This window comes from Blastococcus sp. SYSU D00820 (genome assembly GCF_054050695.1).
The window spans coordinates 111398-128044 of record NZ_JBJGZW010000006.1; the positions used below are offsets into that span (position 1 = coordinate 111398).

At 77.9% G+C, this 16647-nt stretch carries 15 protein-coding genes and 1 pseudogene; 6 read left to right on the forward strand and 10 right to left on the reverse strand.

Annotated elements, in window-relative coordinates; all coding sequences use genetic code 11:
• Positions 1-104 precede the first annotated feature (104 nt).
• The gene (locus ACI79R_RS09375; RefSeq protein ID WP_456573329.1) at positions 105-2696 is read left to right on the forward strand and encodes a DEAD/DEAH box helicase; all 2592 of its coding nucleotides are present in this window, start codon (positions 105-107) and stop codon (positions 2694-2696) included.
• A 44-nt stretch (positions 2697-2740) separates the two neighbouring features.
• Here the strand turns inward: ACI79R_RS09375 and ACI79R_RS09380 are convergent.
• The 7 genes and pseudogenes from ACI79R_RS09380 to ssd all read right to left on the reverse strand — a co-directional run.
• A pseudogene (locus ACI79R_RS09380) lies at positions 2741-3091 on the reverse strand (Rv3654c family TadE-like protein); the annotation flags it as partial.
• Positions 3088-3435: a TadE family type IV pilus minor pilin gene (locus tag ACI79R_RS09385; protein ID WP_456573330.1), complete on the reverse strand. Its 348-nt coding sequence runs from the start codon at positions 3433-3435 to the stop codon at positions 3088-3090. The gene ACI79R_RS09385 and the pseudogene ACI79R_RS09380, both read right to left, overlap by 4 nt.
• Before the next feature lie 35 nt (positions 3436-3470).
• Positions 3471-3728, reverse strand: a complete 258-nt coding sequence (locus ACI79R_RS09390; RefSeq protein ID WP_456573331.1) for a DUF4244 domain-containing protein — start codon at positions 3726-3728, stop codon at positions 3471-3473.
• 117 nt (positions 3729-3845) lie between these two features.
• Positions 3846-4574 (reverse strand): type II secretion system F family protein, encoded by a 729-nt coding sequence (locus tag ACI79R_RS09395; protein ID WP_456573332.1) that lies wholly within the window; start codon positions 4572-4574, stop codon positions 3846-3848.
• Entirely contained in the window at positions 4571-5353 is a 783-nt protein-coding gene (locus ACI79R_RS09400) for a type II secretion system F family protein (protein WP_456573333.1), read from the reverse strand. The genes ACI79R_RS09395 and ACI79R_RS09400 overlap by 4 nt, the downstream gene beginning before the upstream one ends.
• Positions 5350-6489 (reverse strand): TadA family conjugal transfer-associated ATPase, encoded by a 1140-nt coding sequence (locus tag ACI79R_RS09405; RefSeq protein ID WP_456573334.1) that lies wholly within the window; start codon positions 6487-6489, stop codon positions 5350-5352. The genes ACI79R_RS09400 and ACI79R_RS09405 overlap by 4 nt, the downstream gene beginning before the upstream one ends.
• Positions 6486-7580 carry a septum site-determining protein Ssd gene (ssd, locus tag ACI79R_RS09410; RefSeq protein WP_456573335.1) on the reverse strand — a complete coding sequence of 365 codons (1095 nt, stop codon included), beginning with the start codon at positions 7578-7580 and terminating at the stop codon, positions 6486-6488. Before ssd ends, ACI79R_RS09405 begins: the two co-directional genes overlap by 4 nt.
• 126 nt (positions 7581-7706) lie before the next feature.
• Between ssd and ACI79R_RS09415 the strand changes: the two genes are divergently transcribed.
• Entirely contained in the window at positions 7707-8561 is an 855-nt protein-coding gene (locus tag ACI79R_RS09415) for an HAD family hydrolase (protein WP_456573336.1), read from the forward strand.
• Between the two features lie 65 nt (positions 8562-8626).
• Complete coding sequence (locus tag ACI79R_RS09420; RefSeq protein ID WP_456573337.1) at positions 8627-8896, forward strand: hypothetical protein; 270 nt, start codon at positions 8627-8629, stop codon at positions 8894-8896.
• Between the two features lie 8 nt (positions 8897-8904).
• Here the strand turns inward: ACI79R_RS09420 and ACI79R_RS09425 are convergent, their stop codons facing one another.
• Together ACI79R_RS09425 and ACI79R_RS09430 are read right to left on the reverse strand one after the other, a co-directional pair.
• Positions 8905-9873, reverse strand: coding sequence for an aldo/keto reductase (locus tag ACI79R_RS09425; protein ID WP_456573338.1), 969 nt, complete (start codon positions 9871-9873; stop codon positions 8905-8907).
• A gap of 45 nt (positions 9874-9918) precedes the next feature.
• Positions 9919-10707: an oxidoreductase gene (locus tag ACI79R_RS09430; protein ID WP_456573339.1), complete on the reverse strand. Its 789-nt coding sequence runs from the start codon at positions 10705-10707 to the stop codon at positions 9919-9921.
• Between the two features lie 86 nt (positions 10708-10793).
• Between ACI79R_RS09430 and ACI79R_RS09435 the strand changes: the two genes are divergently transcribed.
• The 3 genes from ACI79R_RS09435 to ACI79R_RS09445 are packed head-to-tail and all read left to right on the forward strand — an operon-like array spanning position 10794 to position 12653.
• Positions 10794-11360, forward strand: a complete 567-nt coding sequence (locus ACI79R_RS09435; RefSeq protein WP_456573340.1) for a histidine phosphatase family protein — start codon at positions 10794-10796, stop codon at positions 11358-11360.
• Positions 11357-11878 carry a bifunctional adenosylcobinamide kinase/adenosylcobinamide-phosphate guanylyltransferase gene (cobU, locus tag ACI79R_RS09440; protein ID WP_456573341.1) on the forward strand — a complete coding sequence of 174 codons (522 nt, stop codon included), beginning with the start codon at positions 11357-11359 and terminating at the stop codon, positions 11876-11878. The genes ACI79R_RS09435 and cobU overlap by 4 nt, the downstream gene beginning before the upstream one ends.
• Before the next feature lie 13 nt (positions 11879-11891).
• Complete coding sequence (locus ACI79R_RS09445; protein ID WP_456573342.1) at positions 11892-12653, forward strand: adenosylcobinamide-GDP ribazoletransferase; 762 nt, start codon at positions 11892-11894, stop codon at positions 12651-12653.
• 346 nt (positions 12654-12999) lie between these two features.
• Here ACI79R_RS09445 and cobN read toward each other — a convergent pair whose 3' ends face one another.
• On the reverse strand, positions 13000-16620 hold the full coding sequence (gene cobN, locus ACI79R_RS09450; RefSeq protein WP_456573343.1) for a cobaltochelatase subunit CobN: 3621 nt from the start codon (positions 16618-16620) through the stop codon (positions 13000-13002).
• Between the last annotated feature and the right edge of the window lie 27 nt (positions 16621-16647).

The window sequence follows — 16647 nt, forward strand, 5'->3', positions numbered from 1 at the left end:
GTGAGTGTAAGCGAGATCACACCCGGTAGCGGTAGCCCTGCGGCAGCACCGCTTTCCGCCGGACGGCGCCGACGGCGGTTGCCGGCAGGTGTGACAGTGGGGAGGTGACCACGCTCCACCCGGTCCGGTCGGCTCCCCCTCCCGGCGCGGATCACGGTCCAGAGGGCGGTGTCCTGTCCCCCGGCGCCCGCACGGCCGAGCCGCCGCCCGGCACGCAGCTGCTGGCCGCGCTCCTGGCCGGCACCCCGGTGGAGGAGCAGCCGGTCACCCACGTGCACCGTGAGCCGGTGCGGGAGGGGCGCACGCAGCCCTGGCCGGCGTGGGTCGACCCCGCGCTGCGCGCCCGGCTGGAGGGGAACGGGGTGCGCACCCCCTACCGCCACCAGGTGGAGGCCGCCCAGCTCGCCCACGACGGGACGTCGGTGGTGGTGGCCACCGGGACGGCGTCGGGCAAGTCGCTGGCCTACCAGCTGCCGGCCCTGAGCCGGCTGGCCGAGGACCCCCGTGCCTGCGTGCTCTACCTGGCTCCGACCAAGGCGCTGGCGCGCGACCAGCTGGCGTCGGTCGCCGCGCTGGCCGATCCGTCGGTGCGCCCGGCCGCCTACGACGGCGACACCCCGGCCGAGGAGCGGGACTGGGTCCGCCGGCACTCGCGGTGGATCGTCACCAACCCCGACATGCTGCACCGCGGGATCCTGCCGGCCCACCAGCGCTGGTCGTCCACGCTGCGGCGGCTGGCCTACGTGGTCGTCGACGAGTGCCACGCCTACCGCGGGGTGTTCGGCTCGCACGTCGGGCACGTGCTGCGCCGGCTGCGCCGGATCTGCCGCCGCTACGGCGCCGAGCCGGTGTTCGTGCTGGCCTCGGCGACCGTGGCCGAGCCCGGAGCGGCCGCCGGCCGGCTGGTCGGCGCGCCGGTGGTCGCGGTCACCGAGGACGGCTCGCCCCGCCCGGGGGCGACCTTCGCCCTGTGGGAGCCGCCGCTGACCGAGCGCACCGGGGAGCACGGCGCCCCGCTGCGCCGCTCGGCCGCCGGCGACGCCGCCACCCTGCTGGCCGACCTCGTCGAGCGGGGCGCGCGGACGCTGGCGTTCGTGCGCTCGCGGCGCAGCGCCGAGTCCGTGGCCGAGCAGGCCCGCCGGCTGCTGGCCGACCGCGGCCGGGAGGACCTGGTGCGCCGCGTCGACTCCTACCGCGGCGGCTACCTGCCCGAGGAGCGGCGGGAGCTGGAGCGGGCGCTGTCGGCCGGTGACCTGCTCGGCGTGGCCACCACCAACGCCCTCGAGCTGGGCATCGACATCGCCGGGCTGGACGCCGTCGTGCTCGCCGGGTACCCGGGCACGCTCGCCTCGCTGTGGCAGCAGGCCGGGCGCGCCGGGCGGGCCCAGCGGGAGTCGCTGGTCGTGTTCGTCGCCCGCGACGACCCGCTGGACCACTACCTGGCCCACCACCCGCGGGCGGTGTTCGGCCGCCCGGTGGAGGCGACGGTCACCGATCCGACCAACCCCTACGTGCTCGGGCCGCAGCTGTGCTGCGCCGCCGCCGAGCTGCCGCTGCGGCCGGAGGACCTCCCCGACTTCGGCGGGGAGGCCGCCGAGGCCCGGCTGGCCGAGCTCGTCGAGGAGGGACTGATCCGCAAGCGGCCGACCGGCTGGTACTGGGCCGGCCGCGGGCGGCCCGACGTCGACATCCGCGGCAGCGGCGGCGAGCCGGTCTCGATCATCGAGGGGGCGACCGGCCGGCTGCTCGGCACGGTGGACGGCGGCGCCGCGCACGCGACGGTGCACACCGGCGCGCTGTACGTGCACCGCGGGGAGACCTTCGTCGTCGACGAGTTCGACGTCGAGGACGCCTGCGCCGTCGTGCACCCGGAGAGCCCCGAGTGGACGACCGTGGCCCGCGACGTCACCGACCTGTCGATCGTCTCGATCGACCGCACCCGGCGGCTGGGCACGGTGACCGCGCACACCGGGGTGGTGGACGTGGTCAACCAGGTCGTCGCCTACCAGCGCCGGCGGGCCGGCACCGGCGAGGTGCTCGCGGAGTTCCCGCTCGACCTGCCCCCGCGCCAGCTGCGCACCCGTGCCGTGTGGGTCACCCTCGACGACCGGGCCGTGGCCCGCGCGGAGGTCGACGAGGTGGCGCTCCCCGGCTCGCTGCACGCCGCCGAGCACGCGGCGATCGGCATCCTGCCGCTGCTGGCCACCTGCGACCGCTGGGACCTCGGCGGGCTCTCGACCGCCCTCCACCCCGACACCGGGGCGGCGACGATCTTCGTCTACGACGGCCACCCCGGCGGCGCCGGCTTCAGCGAGCGCGGGTACGCGGCGCTGCGGCGGTGGCTGCAGGCGACCCGGGCCACCGTGGCCAGCTGCGAGTGCGAGCACGGATGCCCCTCGTGCGTGCAGTCGCCCAAGTGCGGAAACGGCAACGACCCGCTCGACAAGACCGGCGCGGTGCGGGTGCTCGACATCGTGCTGGACGAGCTGGCCGCCGCCGAGGACGACGGCAGCGGGGACGACCCCGGTGGTGCCGCGGACGACTCCCTCGAGGCCGACGAACGGCCGGCTCCGCGGGCCGTCGCGGCTCCCGCGCCGGTGGCCGAGCCCGCGCCCTCGCCCGCGCCCGCGCCCGGGTCCGTGCCAGAGACCGCGCCCGAGGCCCCCGCGGTGGACGAGGACGACCTCGTTTTCTGACCGGCGGCCACCGGCGCCTCGACGGGGGCGACCGGGCCGGCCCGTGCCCGGCCGGTGGCCTGGCGCGTGCCCAGCGGGCCGAGCCGCACCGGCACGGTGACCTCGACGTCCACGACGGCGTCGGCGCCGACGGAGCAGGTGCGCAGCTCGGCGCCGTTGGCGGCGGCCACCTCCGCGGCGCGCCGGCAGGCACCCGGATCGCCGGCCACCGCACGCACCGCACCGGCCAGGGCAGCGAGGTCGGCCGCCGCGGCGGCCCGGTGCCGGGCGACGACCGCCGCGCCGACCAGCACCGCGGCCACCCCGATCGCCGCCAGGACCCCGGCCAGCGCGACGACCCAGACGGTGGCCGAGCCCCGGTCCGAGGGATCCCCGGCCTGCCCGCCGGGCCTCACGGGACCGCCGCCGGACCGGGCTGCCCGGGCTCGCGCTGGGCCACCGCCGTGGCGGCCACCGCCGTGCGCAGCGGGAGCGGGCCGAGCGGGGCGATCTCCGCCTCGACGGTCACCCGCACCTCGTCGTCGGAGACGGCGACGGTCGTGCGCGCGCCGTCGGGCGCGGCCGCGGCGACGAGCGCCCGGACCACGGCCACCGGCTCGCCGCGGGCGGCGGCACGCGCCCCCTCCCGGGCCGCGTCGACGCAGCGCAGGTGCCCGCCGACGACGACGACCGCGGCGACCGCCCCGGCGAGCACCAGGAGCAGGACCGGCAGCACCACCGCCGTCTCGGCGGTGACCATGCCGGCCTCCCGGTCGCGGACCTGCCTGCGTATGGTCAGGAGAGCGTCGCGAGGGCGGAGTCGACCAGGTCGGTGAGCGCCGTGACGATCGAGCCGCCGGTCACCACCTTGTAGAGGACGGCGGCGAAGGCGCAGGCCGCCACGGTGCCGACCGCGTACTCGGCCGTGCTCATCCCCGCCTCCGGCTCCTGCCGCAGCCGGGTCAGCCGGCGGGCCAGCAGCCCGGGGCGCGGCGGGCGCTGCTCCTCCTCGACGAGCGGCGGCACGGCCTCGGGGACGTCGCTGGTGCTCATGGGGCCTCCTCGTTCCGGGCCCGCGGACCGGGCCGTCGCTCCCGACCCTGTCCGCGGACGGCGGGCGGCTCCACGGCCGCCGGGCATCTGTGGAGACCGGCTCCGGCTGTGGACGGCTCATCCGAAGACGTCGCCGGCGATGCCCAGGACGAGCGGGGCGACCCCGAGGCAGAGGAAGGCCGGCAGGAAGCAGGCGCCCAGCGGAGCCAGCACCCAGACACCGGCACGGCGGACGTCGGCCTCCGTGCGGGCCCGCTGCGCCGTCCGCAGGTCGGCCGCCAGCGCCCGGAGGGTGGGCACCGCGGCGGCACCCGACTCCCCCGCCCGCACGAACGCCCGGCCCAGCACGCCGAGCTCGTCGGGCAGGCCGGCCCACGCCCGCCGCGGGGCCGCGCCCAGCCGGTACAGGCCGGCCACCGTGCCCAGATGCGCGCCGAGGGGGCCGGGCAGGGCGCCGGCGACCGCGCCCAGGCTCCCCGGCACGGGCACGCCGGCGGCGAGGCAGACGGCCAGCAGGTCGCAGGCGACCGGCAGGTCGTCGTCGCCCCCGGGCGCCCGGCGGGAACCGCGGTCGCCGGCCCGGCGCAGCAGGCGTTCCAGCGCTCCCACCGCACCCGCCCCGACGAGCAGGCCGGCGACGCCACCGAGCAGCAGCGCGATCGCGGCACCGGCGGCCCCGGCGAGCGCCCAGCGGCGGACCGGCGGCGGCGGCCCGGACGGCGTCCCGGCGCCGGCCGGCGGTGCGATCCGCAGCCGCGCCACCCGCGCCCGCACCCGCGCGGAGCTCCCGGGCCAGGCCAGCATGGCCGCGGACAGCAGCAGCGCCGCAGCCTGGTGGGTGCTCACCGCACCGCGCGGCGCAGCAACCGCGCCGTCCAGGCCAGGCCGGCCGCCTCGAGCGCGACACCGAGCAGGAGCAGCACCTGCCCGGTGGCCGTACCGGTCAGCACACCCCAGGGATCGGCGCCCACGCCGCCGCCCATCGCCAGCGCCAGGAGCGGCAGGCCGGCGAGCAGCAGGGCGCTGGCCCGTGGCCCGGCCGTCGCCACACGGAGCTCCTCGCGGTGCCGCCGGCGGGCGCGCAGGTCGTCCTCCACGGCGCCGAGCACCGCGGCCAGGGAGCAACCGGTGCGGGCGCTGAGCAGCACTCCCGCCGCGACCCTGGCCAGCGCCCGGTCCTGCTCACTGCGCCCCTCCGATGGAGCACCCGCCGGAGCGCGCACCGCACGGGCGAGCAGGCGACCGGTGTGCGGATCCGGGCACGCGCCGGCCGCCGCGGTCGTCGCCGCCTCCAGCGGCCGGCCGCTGCGGAGCTCCGCGGCGAGCGCACCCAGCGCCTCGGCCAGGGCGTCGAGGCCGCGTTCGGCGTCGCGCTCGCGACGACGGCGGTGCCAGGCGCGGCCCGCGGCGAACCCGCCGACCGCGGCCAGCGCGGCGACCAGCGGTGGCCCGGCCAGCACCCCGGCGACCGCGGCGGCGGCACCCGCGACCGCGGGCAGCGCCGCGCCCGGCACGGCCGGCAGGCGCAGCGGCGGGAGGGGCCGCAGGTCCGCGGCCCGTCGCCGGCGGCGGTCGGGCCACACCAGCAGCGCGGCGGCGAGGGCGGCGAGGACCCCGGCGGTCACGGACCGGGATCCAGCAGCTCGGCCAGCCGCCCGCGCCCCGGGCAGGGACCGCCGTCCCCCCGCCAGCCGGGCTCGACGACGACGGTCTCCCCCGCGCGGCGGACGACGCCGATCTCCTCCACCCGGCGGCCCGACGGCGTCCGCCGCAGGTGGACGACGACGGCCAGCGCGGCGGCCGCCTGGCTGTGCACGGCCGGCCGGTCCAGCCCGGCGGCGACCCCGAGGGCCTCCAGCCGCGCCGGCACCTCCGCCGGCCGGTTGGCGTGCAGGGTGCCGCAGCCGCCGTCGTGCCCGGTGTTGAGCGCGGCGAGCAGGTCGGTGACCTCCGCGCCGCGCACCTCTCCGACCACCAGCCGGTCCGGCCGCATCCGCAGCGCCTGGCGGACCAGGTCGCGCAAGCCCACGGCTCCGACGCCCTCCACGTTCGCCGGCCGGGTGACCAGGCCGACCACGTGCGGATGGGCGGGGGTCAGCTCCGGTGCGTCCTCGCAGAGCACCAGCCGCTCGCCCGGCGGCACGAGCCCGAGCAGGGCCGACAGCAGCGTGGTCTTGCCCGATCCGGTGCCGCCGGTGACCAGGAAGGCCAGCCGCCGGGCGACCAGGCGGGTGAGCAGCTCGGCCGATTCCGCGGTCACGGTGCCGCGGGCGGCCAGCCCGGCCAGGTCGAGGGAGCAGCGGCGCAGCACGCGCAGCGACAGGCAGGTGCCCCGTGCCGAGACCGGCGGCAGCACCGCGTGCAGCCGGGTGCCGTCGGGCAGCCCGGCATCGACCCAGGGAGCGGCGTCGTCGAGCCGCCGGCCCGCCGCCGCGGCCAGCCGGACCGCCAGCCGGCGCACCGCCTCCTCGTCGGCGAACGCGACCGCGGCCCGCTCCAGCCCCCGGCCGCGGTCGACCCACACCTCGTCCGGGCCGTTGACCAGCACGTCGCTGACGCCGGGCTCGCGCAGCAGCGGTTCCAGCGGACCGGCGCCGGCCAGCTCGTCGACCGCCGTCCGCACGGCGGAGAGGACGTCGTCGTCACCGAGCAGGCCGCCGGCCTCCTCCCGGACCAGGGCGGCGACCGCCGCCCGGGTGGGCGGACCGGGCTCGGCGGCCAGCCGGGCGCGGACCCGCTCGACCAGCGGAACGGCGCTCATGCCGGCACCTCCGCCGGCGTCGCCGCGGCCAGCAGCCGCCGGGCGACCGAGCCCAGCGGCGACCGAGCGGAGACCAGCGGGGGCTCGCCCCGCTCGCTGCGCAGCGGCGCCGACCGGTCGGGGGCCAGTTCGGCCAGTACCGGCCGGCCGACGACGTCGGCCACCTCGGCAGCGGTCAGCCCGCCGGGCCCGCGCCGCACGACCAGCCGCGCGGCCGCCCACGGAGCGGGCGGATCGTCGGGGACGCCGTCGACCAGGAGCCGGGCGGCGACCGCCGAGCGCAGCCGGGCGGGCACGAGCAGGACCGCCAGCTCGGCCTCGGCCAGCACCGCCTCGGTGACCTCCCGGGGCGCCGACCGCGGCAGGTCGACGACCACCGGCCGCCCGCCGGCCCGGGCGGCCTCGACCACCGCCACGACGGCCTCCACCGGAGGCGGCGCCGGCGACGACCGGGAGGCGGCGAGCACGGAGACCCCGGCCACCTCGGGCAGGCAGGCCATCAGCGCCTCACCGCCGACCCGGCCGCGCAGCCCGCTCAGCTCCGGCCAGCGCAGGCCGTCGGTGCCCTCCCCGCCGAGCAGGAGGTCCAGCCCGCCACCCCAGCCGTCGGTGTCGACCAGCAGCACGCCGTCGGCGTCCGGAGCGGCCGTGAGCGCCAGCGCCACGGCGAGCGTGCTCGCGCCGGCGCCCCCGCAGCTGCCGCCGACCGCGACCAGCCGTCCGCGCTCGACCGGGGAGCGCAGCGCGTCCCCCGCCCGGGCCAGCAGCCATCCCTCGTCGGCCGGCAGCACCGCGACCCGCTCGGCGCCCAGCTCCACCGCCGCCGCCCACGCCGGCCCCGGCAGCTCGGCGGCGGCGACCACGACCACCCCGGGCCGGCGGGGCAGGTCGCGCACCGGCGCGGCACCGAGCACGTCGGCTCCGAGCAGCACCAGGGGCGCCTCGCGGTGCGCGCGGCGCAGGGCGGGGCCGCCGGTGGCGACCTCCGCCTCGGCACCGGCCGCGGCGAGCAGGCGGAGCACGTCGTCGAGGAGGTCCTCGTCGGTGCTGACCACCAGGGGACGGGCGGACGGGGCGCGGGACACGGGCACGCGTCCACCCCATCGGGAGGCCGCCGGGACGGGCGAGACGCACGGGAGATCTGTGGATGACTCGAACGGGTGTGGACGGCGAGGGTGACCTGTCACACCCGCCGGGTCGGCTTACAGTCGTGAACCGTGACCCGCGCCGCGGCGTTCTTCGACCTGGACAAGACGGTCATCGCCAAGTCCAGCACCCTGGCCTTCGGCCGCCCCTTCTTCGCGGGCGGGCTGATCAACCGCCGCGCCGTGCTCAAGGGCGCGTACGCGCAGTTCGTCTTCTCGCTGGCCGGCGCCGACGCCGACCAGATGGAGCGGATGCGCTCCCAGATCACCGGGATGGTGACCGGCTGGGACGTCGCGACCGTGCACGAGATCGTCCGCGAGACGCTGCACGAGATCGTCGACCCGCTGGTGTACGCCGAGGCCGCCGACCTCATCGAGGAGCACAAGGCCGCGGGGCGCGAGATCGTCATCGTCTCCAGCAGCGGCGCCGAGATGGTCGAGCCGATCGGCGAGATGCTCGGCGCCGACCGGGTGGTCGCCACCCGCATGGTGGTCGAGGACGGCCGCTACACCGGCGAGATCGCGTTCTACGCCTACGGCGAGAACAAGGCGGCCGCGATGCGGGAGGTGGCCGCGGCCGGGGGCTACGACCTGGCCGACTGCTACGCCTACAGCGACTCGATCACCGACCTGCCGATGCTGTCGGCCGTCGGCCACCCGACCGCGGTCAACCCCGACCGCGCGCTGCGGCGCGCGGCGACCGAGCGCGGCTGGCCGGTGCGGGAGTTCTCCCGGCCGGTGTCGATGCGGGCCCGGTTCTCCGTCCCCTCCACGCCGGTGGTCACCGGCGCGGCCATGGGGGTGGGCGCCGCGGTGGTCGGGCTGGCCTGGTACGCCCGCCGGCGGGCGCTGCGCGACGCCACGACGGCCGCTGCGCCGCTGCCCTCCGCACCGGCCGCCGGCCGGCGCCGCCGCCGGGGCGCCTGAGCTCCGGTTCCCTCCTCCGGCGGGTCACCGGGCACGGGGCCGGTCGCTGCGCGATCCTGCGGGTCGTGCTGACCCTCGCCCTCGCCTGGCTGGCGGTGCTGGGCGCCTGCACCGGCGCGGTCCTGTTCGGGCAGACGGCGCGGACCGGCCCGGCGCGACGCCCCTCGGTGCGCCGCCGGCTGGGCCTGGTCGTCTCGATGTCCGGACCGTGGCTGGTGCTGATCGGCGGGCTGGCGGTCGCGGCCGTCAGCGGCGCGTGGCTGGTGTCGGCGACGGCCACCCTGGCCGCGCTGGTCGCCGTCGCGGTCGCCGGCTTCGTGCTCGCGCCGCGCTGACCGGGCGGTCAGACCCCCAGCCGCTCCCGCACCCCGTCGACGAGGGTGCGCGCCGCCGAGACCGGGCGGAACGCCCGCGCCGCCGCGGTCAGCGCACGCTGCTCGTCCTCCCGCAGCCGGACGTCGGCCGCGGCGGCGTTGGCCTCCAGCTGCTCGACGCTCGACGCGCCGGGGATGACCACCACCCGGGGCAGCGAGACCAGCCAGGCCAGAGCCACCGTGGCCGGGCGCACGTCGTGCGCGTCGGCCACCTCCCGGAGGACGGCGAGCAGCGGCTCGGCGCGGCGCAGGTTCTCGGTGCCGAACAGCGGGTTGGCCGCGCGCACGCCGCTGGGCCGGTTCGCCCGCGAGTAGCGGCCGCCCAGCAGCCCCTGCGCCAGCGGGCTGTAGGCGATGACCAGCCGGTCCTCCCGCTCGGCGAAGGGCACGAGGTCGTCCAGCGGAGCCGGCCGCGCGAGGGAGAACTGCACCTGGTTGCTGACCACCGGGCGGCCGAGTGCCGCATCGGCGGCCTGCCAGCGGTCCAGCGAGTAGTTCGAGACCCCGACCGCGCCGATGCGGCCCTCCTCGAGCAGGTCCCGCAGTCCGGGCATGGTCACCGAGTCGGGCACGACGGGGTTGGGCTGGTGCACCTGGTAGAGCGGGATCCGCTCCAGGCCGAGCCGCGCGGCGCTGGCGGCCAGCCGGTTGCGGACCACCGGCGGGAAGGGCGCGATCGGGAAGACCTTGCTGGCGACGACGACGTCGGCCCGCTCGTCGCCCAGCGCCTCGCCGAGGATGCGCTCGCTGCGGCCGAAGCCGTAGATCTCCGCGGTGTCGAACAGCGTGATCCCCAGCTCGCGGGCGCGCGCCACGATCGCGCGGGCCTCCCGCTCGGCGTAGGCGTCGCCGTAGCCCCACTCCCGCGAGCCGAACTGCCAGGTGCCGAGGCCGATGCGGCTGACCGGGCCGAGCCCGGCGACGTCCAGGTGTTCCACGGCCTCCACTGTTCCCCCGCCCCGGGCGGGGCGCAGCCCGGGTGGTCAGCCGCGGAGCTGTGCCTCGCAGATGGCCAGGCCCTCGAGGGCGCCGTGCTCGGTGGCCCGGCAGCAGTGCACCAGCCAGGCCGCCACGCCCGCGGGGTCGCCGGACGCGTAGCCGGCGAGCGCCTCGCGGTAGGCGTCCACCCCGAGCTCCACGAAGCCGACCTCGGGCACCGACACCGCCTTGGGGTCCAGCCCGCGGGTGATCGCGGTGAGCCGGGCCGCGGCGCGGGCCACCACGCCGTCGGCGCTGCCGAAGGGAGCCAGGGCGGCCAGCTCGCCGTGCACCAGCCCCGCGACGAGCACCGCGGGCACCGTGGTGGTGCCGGTGACCAGCGAGAACATCCCCGACAGCCGGGGCCCGGCGTGCGGGCCGGGACGGCCGAGGTCGCCCCGCTCGGCGAGATCGGCGGCGGCGAGCACGTGCAGCCGGGCCAGCACCTGCCCGGGCGCGCGCGACCAGGTGTCGACCATCGAGCCCAGCGCCGCGGAGACCCGCAGCGCCCCCTGCACGACCGGGTCCTGCGCCGCGCCGGCCCGCAGCTCGGCCAGCGGCACGTCGGCCCCCTCCAGCGCCGCCGACGCCCGCGCCCCGCGCAGCGCCGACTCGGTGCTGACCTCGGCGGACCGGTTGCGCATGAGCCGGTGGGACAGCAGCCGGTCGATGCGGCCGCGGGCGCCCTCGGCGGCCTCGCGCACACCGGGCAGGTCGAGCAGCGGGAGCAGCGGATCGGGGGTGCCGGGCCGGGCGGCCGGCCGGGCGGCGCCGGGGCGGACGGGGATGGTCACGTCCCCGACGGTACGAGCCCGGCCGGGGGTGCCCACCGCCCGCCCCGGAGGCAGCCCGACGGCGCTCGCCTACGCTCGCGTGCACCATGGCCGGCCCGCTCACCCTCCTCCTCGTCCGGCACGGGCAGAGCGAGTGGAACGCCGCCGGCCTGCTGCAGGGCCAGACCGCCGGCGTGCCGCTCACCGAGCAGGGTCACGCCCAGGCCGCCGCGGCCGCCGCCGAGCTGGCGGCGCTGCGACCGGGAGCGCTGGTCACCAGCGACCTGCTGCGGGCGGTGCAGACCGCCGAGCACTGCGCCGCGGCCACCGGCCTGCCGTTCACCACCGCACCCGCGCTGCGCGAGCAGGGGTACGGCGTGCTGGAGGGCCGCCGGTCCCGCGACCTGTGGGACGTCGTCGACTGGACCGACGTGCACTGGAAGGCCGACGGCGGCGAGAGCCTGGCCGAGCTGCACGCGCGCGTCGGGGGCTACCTCGCGTCGCTGCGGGCCGCTCCCCCGGCGCCGGTCGTCGCCCTGGTCACGCACGGCGACACCATCCGGGCGGCGCAGGCGGTGGCGGCCGGGCTCGGACCGGAGGCGATGCCGGCAGTGACCCCGCACAACGGCACGGTCACCCGGTTGGAGCTGGCGCCCGGCGGGGTGCGGGCGTGAGCCGGGTCCTGGTGCTCGGGGGCTCCCGGTCGGGCAAGTCGGCGCACGCGGAGTCCCTGCTCGCCGGCCGGTCCGACGTGGTGTACCTGGCCACGTCGGCACCCGTGGCCGACGACGCGGAGTGGGCCGCGCGCATCGCCGCGCACCGCGCCCGCCGCCCGGCCGGCTGGACGACGGTCGAGACCACCGCGCCCAGCGCGCTGCTGCGGTCCGGGACGGTGCTGGTCGACAGCGTCACCACCTGGGTCGCCGCGCTCATGGACGAGACCGGGGTGTGGACCGAGGAGCCCGGCTCGGCCGACCGGCTGGCCCGGCGCTGCGACGCGCTGGTCGAGGCGTGGACGATGACGCCGGCGTCGGTGGTCGCGGTCAGCGACGAGGTGGGCCTCGGCGTGGTGCCCGAGACCCGCGCCGGGCGGCTGTTCCGCGACACCCTCGGCGCGGTCAACCAGCGCCTGGCCGGCACCGCCGACGAGGTCTGGTTCGTCGTCGCCGGGCTGCCGCAGCGGCTGCGGTGAGCGCGGCACGGCGATGAGGTGGACCGGGCCCCTGGAGTCCGCGGCGCTGCTGACGGTGCTGCGCGTGCCGGCGCGAGCCGCGGCCTCGGCGCGCGGGGTGCTGCCCTGGGCCCCGCTGGTCGGCCTGGTGCTCGGCGGGCTGGCCGCGGGGGTGGCCGTCGCCGGCAGCCGGCTGGTCGGCCCGCTGCCCGGCGCGGTGCTGGGCGTGGCGGTGCTGGCGTTCCTCACCCGCGGGCTGCACCTGGACGGCCTGGCCGACACCGCGGACGGGCTGGGTCCGCTGCGCGGGCGCGAGCGGGCGCTGGAGGTCATGCGGCAGGGCGACGTCGGCCCGTTCGGCGTGGTCGCACTGCTGCTGACCGTGCTGCTGCAGGTCGCCGTGGCGGCCGCACTGCTCGGTCAGGACGCCGGCTGGCTCGCGGTCTGGGCGGCACCGGTGGTGGCCCGGCTGGCGATGGCCCGCACCGGCCTGCCAGGAGTGCCGACGGCGGCGGGCTCGTCACTGGGTCGCGCGGTCGCCGGCACGGTGTCGCGGACGTGGTTCGCCGCGCTCTGCCTGGCCGCGGCGGTGCTCCTCGCCGGTGCCGGCCGGCTCGCCGGAGGCTGGGTGGATGCCGCCGTCCTGCTGGGCGCCGGGCTGGCCGGGCTGCTGGCCGCCGAGGTGCTGCGGGCGCGCGCCACCGCCCGGCTGGGCGGCGTGAACGGGGACGTGATGGGTGCGATGGGCGAGGTGGCGGCGACCGTCGTCCTGCTGGTCGCCGCCGCCCTCGCCTGAGGCCCCCCGGGGACAGGGGGCCGTCGCTCAGCGGCGGCCGGTCAGCGAGCCGATCAGCCGGCCCAGGCCACCGCCTGCCGGGGCGGCCATGCCCTTGCGGCCCATGCCGCGGGGCGCGGCGGCGCGGCCTGCGGACATGCGGCCCGTGGACATCCGGCCGGTGGTGGCCGGACGGCGCATGCCCCGGCCGGAGGCGGCGCCACGTGCAGCACCGCGCGCGGTGGACTCAGCAGTGCCCAGGAGTCGGTTGAGGATGCTCATGACCCCTGGGTGCCCAGCCGGGCGGCCCCGGACCCACCGAGAGTGACGCCCCCGGCGTGCCGCCACCGAGCGGAGTCGCTCGTGCTCAGGCAGGCGCCCCCTGCTGGGCCGGCGTCTCGCCGCCCTCCAGGTCGCCCTCGGTGTCGAGGTAGGCCTGCTGGAGCTCGGCCAGCAGCGCAGGGTCCGGCGACTCCCACATCCCCCGGTCCACCGCCTCCAGCAGCCGCTCGGCGATGCCGTGCAGGGCCCACGGGTTGGACTGCTCCATGAACGCCCGGTTCTCCGGGTCGAGCACGTAGGTCTCGGTGAGCTTCTCGTACATCCAGTCGGCGACCACGCCGGTGGTGGCGTCGTAGCCGAACAGGTAGTCGACGGTCGCGGCGAGTTCGAACGCGCCCTTGTAGCCGTGCCGGCGCATCGCCGCCAGCCACCTCGGGTTGACCACCCGGGCCCGGAACACCCGGGCGGTCTCCTCGGTCAGCGACCGGGTGCGCACCTGCTCCGGCCGGGTGGAGTCGCCGATGTAGGCCCGCGGCGAGGAGCCGGTCAGCGCGCGCACCGTGGCGACCATCCCGCCGTGGTACTGGAAGTAGTCGTCGGAGTCGGCGATGTCGTGCTCGCGGGTGTCGACGTTCTTGGCGGCCACCGCGATCCGCCGGTAGGCCGCCTCCATGTCCGGCCGGGCCTGCACGCCGTCCAGCCCACGGCCGTAGGCGTAGCCGCCCCAGACCGCGTAGACCTCGGCGAGGTCGGCGTCCCCCCGCCAGTTCCGCGAGTCGATCAGCGACAGCAGCCCGGCCCCGTAGGCACCCGGCTTGGAGCCGAACACCCGGGTCGTGGCCCGCCGCCGGTCACCGTGCCCGGCGACGTCGGCCTCGACGTGGGCGCGGACGAAGTTCTGCCCGGCCGGCTCGTCGAGGCCGGCGACCAGCGTCACGGCGTCGTCGAGCATGGTCACCACGTGCGGGAAGGCGTCCCGGAAGAAGCCGCTGATCCGCACCGTGACGTCGATCCGCGGCCGGCCGAGTTCCTCGAGGGGAACCGGCTCCAGGCCGGTCACCCGCCGGGAGGCGTCGTCCCACACCGGCCGGACGCCGAGCAGCGCGAGCACCTCGGCGACGTCGTCCCCCGACGTCCGCATGGCCGAGGTGCCCCAGACCGACAGCCCCACCGACGCCGGGTACGAGCCGGTGTCGGCCAGGTAGCGCTCGACCAGCGACTCGGCCATCGCCTGGCCGGTCTCCCAGGCCAGCCGCGAGGGCACCGCCCGCGGGTCGACGGAGTAGAAGTTCCGGCCGGTCGGCAGCACGTTGACCAGCCCGCGCAGCGGCGAGCCCGACGGCCCGGCCGGCACGTACCCGCCGTCGAGGGCGTGCAGCGTGGCGTCCAGCTCGTCGGTGGTGCGCTCCAGCCGCGGCACGACCTCGTCGACGGCGAAGCGGAGCACGGCGGCGACCTGCTCGTCGTCGCGGCCGAGCACGTCCTGGACGACGTCGGCGACGGCGCCGGCGGCCCAGCCGCGCTCCTCCATGCCCGCGACCAGCGCCTCCGCCTGCGCCTCGACCGCGTCGGTCGCGCGCAGCCCGGCGGTGCCGTCCTCGGTCAGCCCGAGCGCCTCGCGCAGGCCGGGCAGGGCCACCGACCCGCCCCAGATCTGGCGGGCCCGCAGCATCGCCAGCACCAGGTCGACCCGGTCCCGGCCCGACGGCGGGGTGCCCAGCACGTGCAGGCCGTCGCGGATCTGGGAGTCCTTGATCTCGCAGAGCCACCCGTCGACGTGCAGGATCATCTCGTCGAAGTGGTCGTCCTCCGGCCGCTCGTGGAGCCCCAGGTCGTGGTCCAGGCGGGCCGCCTGCAGCAGCGTCCAGATCTGCGCGCGGACCGCCGGCAGCTTGGCCGGGTCCATCGCCGCGACGTTGGCGTGCTCGTCGAGCAGCTGCTCCAGCCGGGCGATGTCGCCGTAGGTGTCGGCGCGGGCCATGGGCGGCACCATGTGGTCGACCAGCGTGGCGTGCGCGCGCCGCTTGGCCTGCGAGCCCTCGCCGGGGTCGTTGACCAGGAACGGGTAGACCAGCGGCAGGTCGCCGATCGCGGCGTCGGGGGCACAGGAGGCCGACAGCCCCACGGTCTTGCCGGGCAGCCACTCCATGTTGCCGTGCTTGCCGACGTGCACCAGCGCGTGCGCGCCGAACTCCGAGCGCAGCCACCAGTAGGCCGCCAGGTAGTGGTGCGAGGGCGGCAGGTCCGGGTCGTGGTAGATCGCGATCGGGTTCTCGCCGAAGCCGCGCGGCGGCTGCACCATCACCACGACGTTGCCGGCGCGTAGGGCGGCGAAGACGATCGAGTCGTCGGTCTCGTCCACGAACAGCGCACCCGGCGGCTCGCCCCACGCCTCGACCATGGCGGCGCGGAGGTCCTCGGGAAGGGTGTCGAAGAAGGCCCGGTAGGCCGCGGCGGGGATGCGCACCGGATTGCCCGACAGCTGCTCGGCGGTCAGCCAGTCGGCGTCCTGCCCGCCGGCGGCGATGAGCGCGTGCACCAGCGCGTCGCCGTCGAGGTCGGCGACGCCGGGCAGCGCGCCCGGCCCGTCGAACGGGCCGATGTCGTAGCCCTGGCCAGCCATCGCGGCCAGCAGCCGCACCACCGACGCGGGGGTGTCCAGGCCGACGGCGTTGCCGATCCGGGCGTGCTTGGTCGGGTAGGCGCTCAGCATCACCACGATGCGGCGCTCGGCCGGGGACGTGTGCCGCAGCCGGGCGTGGGCGACCGCCGTGCCGGCGACGCGGGCGGCCCGCTCGGGGTCGGCGACGTAGGAGGTCAGGCCGTCGGCGTCGGTCTCCTTGAAGGAGAACGGCACGCTGATCAGCCGGCCGTCGAACTCGGGGATCGCCACCTGGTTGCCGACGTCGAGCGGCGAGAGCCCGTCGTCGTCGGCCAGCCACTCCGCCCGCGAGCGGGTCAGGCACAGCCCCTGGATCACCGGCACGTCGAGCTCGGCGAGCGCGCCGACGTCCCACGCGCCGTCGTCCCCGCCGGCCTGCGCGGTGGCCGGCCGCGAGCCGCCCGCGGCGAGCACGGTGACCACGAGGGCATCGGCGCCGCGCAGCGTCTCCAGCAGCTCGGGCGACACCATGCGCAGGGACGAGGTGAACACCGGCAGCGCGCTGCCACCGGCGGCCTCGACCGCCCGGCACAGCTCCTCGACGAACGCGGTGTTCCCGGCCAGGTGGTGCGCCCGGTAGTAGAGGACGGCGACCCGCGGCCCCTCGGTGCGCGCCCCCGGCCGCTCGAGCACGCCCCAGTCGGGCGCGACCGCGGGCGGGTCGAAGCCCTCGCCGGTGAGCAGCACGGTGTCGGAGAGGAACCGGTGCAGCTGCACCAGGTTCTCCGGGCCGCCCTGCGCCAGGTAGCCGTGCGCCTCGGTGGCCACGCCCATGGGCACCGTCGAGAGCTCCATCAGCTCGGCGTCGGGCACCTGCTCCCCGCCGAGGACGACGACCGGCGCGGGCCCGGCCAGCAGCGGCGCCAGCATCGCCTCGTACTGCCGGCGCACGCCGAGGATCCGGACGACGACGAGCTCGGCGCCCTCCGCGAGCGCGGCGACGCCGTCGTCGCCGAGCCGGGTCGGGTTGCCCAGCCGCCACTCCGCGCCGCTGGCACGGGCGGAGAGCAGGTCGGTGTCGCTGGTGGAGAGCAGGACGAACACGCGTGGTCCTCACTCGGGGTCCGCGCC